Genomic DNA, 6,165 nt, shown 5'->3' with positions numbered 1-6,165 from the left:
TGATCGCGCAGGGCGCGGCCCCGGCCTGGTTCCACCCCGGCCGGTCGGCGGCCTTGCAGCTCGGGCCCAAGGTCGTGCTGGGCGCGTTCGGCGAGCTCCACCCGCGGGTTCTTCAGGCCCTCGGCGCTTCCGGGCCGCTGGTCGGCTTCGAGTTGACCCTCGACGCGCTTCCGCAGCCGAAGGCCAAGCCGACGCGCGCCAAGCCGCCCTTCGAAGGCTCGGCGCTGCAGCCGCTTTCGCGCGACTTCGCCTTCCTCGCCGACCGCGACACGCCGGCCGCCGAGCTGATCCGCGCCGCCCAGGCGGCGGACCGCAAGCTCGTGACGCGGGTCGATCTGTTCGATCGCTACGAGGGACCGGGCGTGCCGGAGGGCAAGGTCTCGCTCGCGCTCGCGGTCACGCTGCAGCCGCGCGACAAGACGCTGACCGACGCCGAGATCGAGGCGGTCGCGGAGCGCATCGTGGCTCAGGTCGCCAAGGCTACCGGCGCGACGCTCCGCGGCTGACACGAGCAGGCCAGAGTCATCAGGCGCGGCCCCGGAGTATTCGGGCGAGCGACCAGGCGCTCAGTTGAGTCTTTGGCGTCGCGTCGCCGCGCGCCTCAGAGTCGAATCACGGTTCGTTCCATGAAGAACGAATCGCGGACGAATCGCTGATTCCCGATTCGTTCGCATCTCGACTCGCGCCGCGGCCCAAACGGCAGGGTTTTGTTAACCACGGCTTTCAAAAGACTCCGGTCCGGGCGCGATGAACGCCCGGGCCGGACGAAGTCGAAGCTTACTCGGCCAGCATCAGCCCGAGTTCCGACGCCTTGGCGTGGACGTCGGACTGCGACCTGCGCAGACGCATGGCGATCAGGCCAGCCGGCGCCTTCTCCCGCGCGAGCTCCTGCAACTGCTGTACATTCTCGAGCGTCCAGCGATGATCCTGCTCGACGGAGTCGTTCATTGCACCCTCCCTTGCCCATGTGGACCACAGGGAGCTAAGGGTGCGACCAGAGCGCGTCGACCGGTAGGCACGCCTAAATTATCGGCGCAAGCGCGTGAGACGAGGCCTGCCGGCTGCTCGTCGAGCGCCGGGCCCTCTGTGCTCAGAACTGGCGCGCGACCATCAGCTGCTTGATCTGCGCGATCGCCTTGGCGGGGTTCAGGCCCTTCGGGCAGGCCTTGGCGCAGTTCATGATGGTGTGGCAGCGGTAGAGGCGGAACGGGTCCTCGAGCTCGTCGAGGCGCTCACCGGTGCGCTCGTCGCGGCTGTCGACCAGCCAGCGATAAGCCTGCAGCAGCGCGGCAGGGCCCAGGTAGCGGTCGCCGTTCCACCAGTAGCTCGGGCACGACGTCGTGCAGCAGGCGCACAGGATGCACTCGTAGAGACCGTCGAGCTTCGCCCGGTCCTCGCGCGACTGCCGCCACTCGGCGCCCGGCTCGCGGGTGTCGGTCTTGAGCCAGGGCTCGATCGAGGCGTGCTGGGCGTAGAACTGGGTGAGGTCCGGCACGAGGTCCTTGACCACAGGCATGTGCGGCAGCGGGTAGATCTTGACGATCTTGCCGCCTGCGCAGTCGTCCATGCCCTTGGTGCAGGCGAGCGTATTGGTCCCGTCGATGTTCATCGCGCAGGAGCCGCAGATGCCCTCACGGCAGGAGCGGCGGAAGGTGAGCGTCGAGTCGACGTTCGACTTGATCCAGATGAGCCCGTCCAGAACCATCGGGCCGCAGTCGTCCCGGTCGACCCAGAAGGTGTCGACGCGCGGGTTCATGCCGTCGTCCGGGTTCCAGCGATAGACCTTGAACGGGGTGACGTTCTTGGCCGGAGGCTTAGGCCAGGTCTTGCCTTCGGTGATCCGCGAGTTCTTCGGGAGAGTGAGCTGGACCATGTTCCTTCAGGCCCCGACCGGGATCGGAGCGCCTCTCGATGCGCCGGCCGACGCGAACGCGCTCAATAAACTCGCGCCTTCGGCTCGATGTACTGGATGTCGTTCGTCATCGTGTAGGTATGCACGGGGCGGTAGTCGATCGAGACCTCGCGGGTCTCCATGTCGGCCCAGGCCAGCGTATGCTTCATCCACTGCTTGTCGTCGCGATCCGGGAAGTCCTCGCGGGCGTGGGCGCCGCGGCTTTCCTGACGGTTCGCCGCGCTTTCCATCGTGACGACGGCCTGCGCGATCAGATTGTCGAATTCGAGCGTCTCGATCAGGTCCGAGTTCCAGATCAGCGAGCGGTCGGTGATGCCGACGTCGTCGGAGCCGGACCAGACGTCGTGGATCAGGCCGCGGCCTTCCTCCAGCACCTCGCCGGTGCGGAACACGGCGCAGTTCGACTGCATCACCTTCTGCATTTTAAGGCGGAGCTGGGCCGTCGGCGTTCCGCCGGAAGCGTGCCGCAGCCGGTCCAGCCGGGCGAGCGCAGGATCCGACGCGCCGCGGGGCAGTTCCGGATGCCGGGTGTTGGGCTCGACCAGTTCGGCGCAGCGGTCGGCCGTCGCGCGGCCGAACACCACGAGGTCGATCAGCGAGTTGGAGCCAAGCCGGTTCGCCCCGTGAACCGAGACGCAGGCCGCCTCGCCGATCGCCATCAGGCCCTGCACCACCGAATCCGGATCGCCGTTGACCTTGGTCAGCACCTCGCCGTGAAAGTTCGTCGGGATGCCGCCCATGTTGTAGTGCACCGTCGGCAGCACCGGGATGGGCTCCCGCGTGAGGTCCACCCCGGCGAAGATCTGGGCGCTCTCGGAGATGCCCGGTAGCCGCTCGTGCAGGATCGCGGGGTCGAGGTGGTCGAGGTGCAGGTAGATGTGGTCCTTGTTCTTGCCGACGCCACGGCCTTCGCGGATCTCGATGGTCATCGAGCGCGAGACCACGTCGCGTGAGGCGAGGTCCTTGGCCGACGGCGCGTAGCGCTCCATGAAGCGCTCGCCCTCGGAATTGGTCAGGTAACCGCCCTCGCCGCGCGCGCCCTCGGTGATCAGGCAGCCCGCGCCATAGATGCCGGTCGGGTGGAACTGCACGAACTCCATGTCCTGGAGGGGCAGGCCGGCGCGCAGCACCATGGCGTTGCCGTCGCCCGTGCAGGTGTGGGCCGAGGTCGCCGAGAAGTAGGCGCGGCCGTAGCCGCCGGTCGCCAGGATCGTGCGCTTCGCCTGGAAGCGGTGCAGCGTCCCGTCGTCCATCCTGAGCGCCACGACGCCGACGCAGGCGCCTTCCTCGTCCATCATCAGGTCGATCGCGAAGTACTCGATGAAGAACTGCGCGTTCGCCTTCAGCGCCGCCCCGTAAAGGGTGTGCAGGATGGCGTGCCCGGTGCGGTCGGCGGCCGCGCAGGTGCGCTGCGCGGTGCCCTTGCCGTAATGGGTCGTCATGCCACCGAACGGTCGCTGGTAGATCTTGCCGTCCTCGGTGCGTGAGAACGGCACGCCCCAGTGCTCGAGCTCGTAGACGGCGGCCGGCGCGTTGCGGACGAGGTACTCGATCGCGTCCTGGTCCCCGAGCCAGTCGGAGCCCTTGACGGTGTCGTACATGTGGAAGCGCCAGTCGTCCTCGCCCATGTTGCCGAGCGCGGCGGAGATGCCGCCCTGCGCGGCCACCGTGTGGCTGCGCGTCGGAAACACCTTGGTGATGCAGCCGGTCTTGAGCCCGGCCTCCGAGCAGCCGACGACGGCGCGCAGGCCGGCGCCGCCGGCGCCCACCACCAGCACGTCGAACATGTGGTCGGTGAACGGATAGGCGCGCCCGTTCACGGCCGGCGCGGCGACATTCCTGAAGGTGCTTGCGGGTCCGGCCACGGCTCAGACCCCGAAACTGATCTTGAGCAGGGCGAACACGCTGGCGAGCCCCACCGCAACGGCGAAGAAGCTGTTGGCCATGATGGCGACCGGCTTCAGCAGCTCGTCATGCACGTAATCCTCGATGATGACCTGCATGCCGATACGCATGTGGAAGGTCACCGAGAGGGTGAGGAGCAGCATCGGGATCGCGATCCAGGGCGAGCCGAGCATCGCGGTCGCGCCCGCGTGGCTCGACCCGGACAGGGCGACCACGACGGCCACGAACAGGAGCGTCAGCGGCAGGTTCGCCACCGCGGTCATGCGCTGCATCCAGAAATGCTCGGTGCCGGCCTTCGCGGCGCCAAGTCCGCGGACGTGGCCGAGGGGCGTCCTCATGAGCGTCTCCTTCAGCCTGCGCCGCCGCGGACCACGTAGCCGACCGTCCAGATCAGCAGCGTCAGCGCGATCGAGCCGCCGAGCGTCAGCCGATAAAGCAGTTCGCGCTCGCGGGGCTCGAAGCCGTGGCCGGTGTCCCAGATCAGGTGCCGCACGCCGCCGAGCGCATGATGGATAAGCGCCCAGGTGTAGAAAAATAGGACCAGCAGCCCGGGTATCGACCCGTAGATCCCCTGGACGGTGGCGAAAGCGGAAGGTCCCGAGGCCGCCGCGACAAGCCAGATCGCGATCAGCGCGGTTCCGAAGTAAAGCGCGCCTCCGGTGATGCGATGCACGATCGACATCATCATCGACAGCATCGGCCGATAGATCTGCAGATGCGGAGACAGCGGCCGGCCCCCGGGAGGGGCCGCTTTCGGCGAGTCCATCTTTTTTGGACCTTCTCGAAGTGCGCGCACAGCAACTAACCGATGGTGCGACGCAGCGCAACGCTCCGCCCTCGGCGACGGCGGCGTCTTTGGTAGGAGGCGAATCGACGCCGCGCGCCCCGTGAAAGGAAAATTTCACCGCCGCTGCGGCATAGTGTCGCTACGGAGCCGCCCTAACTGTTCCGCCCGTTCGACTTCCTTTCTCTTTCATGCTGCGGGCGTACTCGGACGCGGGAGTAGACATGACGGTCACGGCGATCATGGGCCGCGACGAGCCGGTGGCCCGTCCAAGGGCCGCAAGGCTCGCCGGCGACGTGCGGCGGGCGCAGATCATCGCGGCCGCCTGTCAGTTCTTCGCGGAAAACGGCTTCAGCGGGCCGACCCGCGACCTGGCCGCCTCGATCGGCGTCACGCAGGCGCTGTTGTACCGCTATTTCGGCAGCAAGAACGAGTTGATCGACGCCGTCTTCGTCGAGGTGTTCCAGGAGCACTGGAGCGTCGGCGCGCTCGAGCGCTTCGAAGGCTCGGCCGGCGCGCCCATGGTAGACCGCGTCGCGGAGGTCTATGGCCACATGCTGCCGCGCATGACGCCCACCGCCACCCGTCTGTTCTTCCGCGCCGGGCTCGACGCCTATCCGGAGCCGATTCACCGCAGCGCGAGCAAGAGCCTGCCGCTCTGGACCGCCATGCTGGCCGAGTGGCGCCGGGAGGAGGGCCTCCCGACGCTGGCCGGCAAGCCGATGCTGGAGGGCGAGCGCATGCTGATGATCGCCCTGCAGAACGCGATGACCATGATCCGGGTGCGCGAGCACGTCTTCCGCACGCCGCGCTGGCTAAGCGACGCCGACGAGATCCGGCAGATCGCGGAGACGCAGGATGCGGGCGTCCGCGCCGTGCTGCGCCGGCTGCATTCGGGCGAGGGCAGCGAGCGACGTCGCGCGACCGCCAGCAACCCGTCGCTGGAGGCCGCCTGAACCGCTAGCGCGGGATCAGGAGCCAGAGATCCAGATCGAGGACCACCGCCGGATGATCCTTCCCGTCCGGCGTGACGCGCGGGAAATCCGTCGGCGGGCAGTCCTTCAGGCCCGTGACCCGCACCCGCAGCGCCCCGACGTCGTCGCGGCCCGGAAGGGGCTGTTTGTCGACGATCTCGGACCAGGCGTAGAGCGTGTCTCCTGCGAAGATCGGCGCGACGTGCCGGCCGCCATTGACGCCGGCGATGTGGAACGCGTTCTCCAGACCGTTGAAGCTCAGGCTCCGGGCGAGGCTGATGACGTGGCCGCCATAGACCAGCCGGCGGCCCAGCTTGCTGTTCTTCTGCGCGTAGCCGTCGAAATGCACCCGGGCCGTGTTCTGCCACAGCCGGGTCGCGAGCTGATGCTCGGCCTCTTCGATCGTCATGCCGTCGACATGGTCGATCTTCTCGCCGACCGCGTAGTCGTCGAAGCGCCGCGCGCCGCCCGCCTGGGCGTCGTCCCACGCGGCGCGGTCGATGCGCGGTCGGCGAGAAGATCCACCATGTCAACGGCATGACGATCGAAGAGGCCGAGCATCAGCTCGCGACCCGGCTGTGGCAGAACAC

General features: G+C 67.9%; 7 protein-coding genes and 1 pseudogene. 2 read left to right on the top strand and 6 right to left on the bottom strand.

Annotated elements, in window-relative coordinates; genetic code table 11:
* The coding region (locus ACIKT0_RS11590) for a phenylalanine--tRNA ligase subunit beta-related protein (RefSeq protein WP_474998501.1) at positions 1-506 on the top strand (506 nt) is incomplete at its 5' end.
* 271 nt (positions 507-777) lie between these two features.
* On the opposite strand, the gene ACIKT0_RS11585 is transcribed toward ACIKT0_RS11590, so the two are convergent.
* The 5 genes from ACIKT0_RS11585 to sdhC all read right to left on the bottom strand — a co-directional run bounded on the left by ACIKT0_RS11585 (position 778) and on the right by sdhC (position 4,583).
* Entirely contained in the window at positions 778-948 is a 171-nt protein-coding gene (locus ACIKT0_RS11585; RefSeq protein WP_407105494.1) for a hypothetical protein, read from the bottom strand.
* Between the two features lie 142 nt (positions 949-1,090).
* Positions 1,091-1,873, bottom strand: coding sequence for a succinate dehydrogenase iron-sulfur subunit (locus ACIKT0_RS11580; RefSeq protein ID WP_407105492.1), 783 nt, complete (start codon positions 1,871-1,873; stop codon positions 1,091-1,093).
* Positions 1,874-1,935: 62 nt separating this feature from the next.
* Positions 1,936-3,699 carry a succinate dehydrogenase flavoprotein subunit gene (gene sdhA, locus ACIKT0_RS11575; RefSeq protein WP_407105495.1) on the bottom strand — a complete coding sequence of 588 codons (1,764 nt, stop codon included), beginning with the start codon at positions 3,697-3,699 and terminating at the stop codon, positions 1,936-1,938.
* A gap of 81 nt (positions 3,700-3,780) precedes the next feature.
* Positions 3,781-4,155 carry a succinate dehydrogenase, hydrophobic membrane anchor protein gene (gene sdhD / locus ACIKT0_RS11570; protein WP_407105491.1) on the bottom strand — a complete coding sequence of 125 codons (375 nt, stop codon included), beginning with the start codon at positions 4,153-4,155 and terminating at the stop codon, positions 3,781-3,783.
* A gap of 11 nt (positions 4,156-4,166) precedes the next feature.
* Complete coding sequence (gene sdhC / locus ACIKT0_RS11565; protein ID WP_407105490.1) at positions 4,167-4,583, bottom strand: succinate dehydrogenase, cytochrome b556 subunit; 417 nt, start codon at positions 4,581-4,583, stop codon at positions 4,167-4,169.
* A 242-nt stretch (positions 4,584-4,825) separates the two neighbouring features.
* On the opposite strand from sdhC, the gene ACIKT0_RS11560 reads away from it, so the two are divergent.
* Positions 4,826-5,557: a TetR/AcrR family transcriptional regulator gene (locus tag ACIKT0_RS11560; RefSeq protein ID WP_407105489.1), complete on the top strand. Its 732-nt coding sequence runs from the start codon at positions 4,826-4,828 to the stop codon at positions 5,555-5,557.
* Positions 5,558-5,561: 4 nt separating this feature from the next.
* Here the strand turns inward: ACIKT0_RS11560 and ACIKT0_RS11555 are convergent.
* Positions 5,562-6,083: pseudogene (locus tag ACIKT0_RS11555) on the bottom strand (MaoC family dehydratase); the annotation flags it as partial.
* Positions 6,084-6,165: the final 82 nt, after the last annotated feature.

The sequence above is a fragment of the Hansschlegelia beijingensis genome (assembly GCF_045505405.1).
Taxonomy (GTDB): Bacteria; Pseudomonadota; Alphaproteobacteria; order Rhizobiales; family Methylopilaceae; genus Methylopila; species Methylopila beijingensis_A.
The sequence above is the reverse complement of the archived record's forward strand: the minus strand, read 5'-3'. Positions and strand labels throughout refer to the sequence as shown.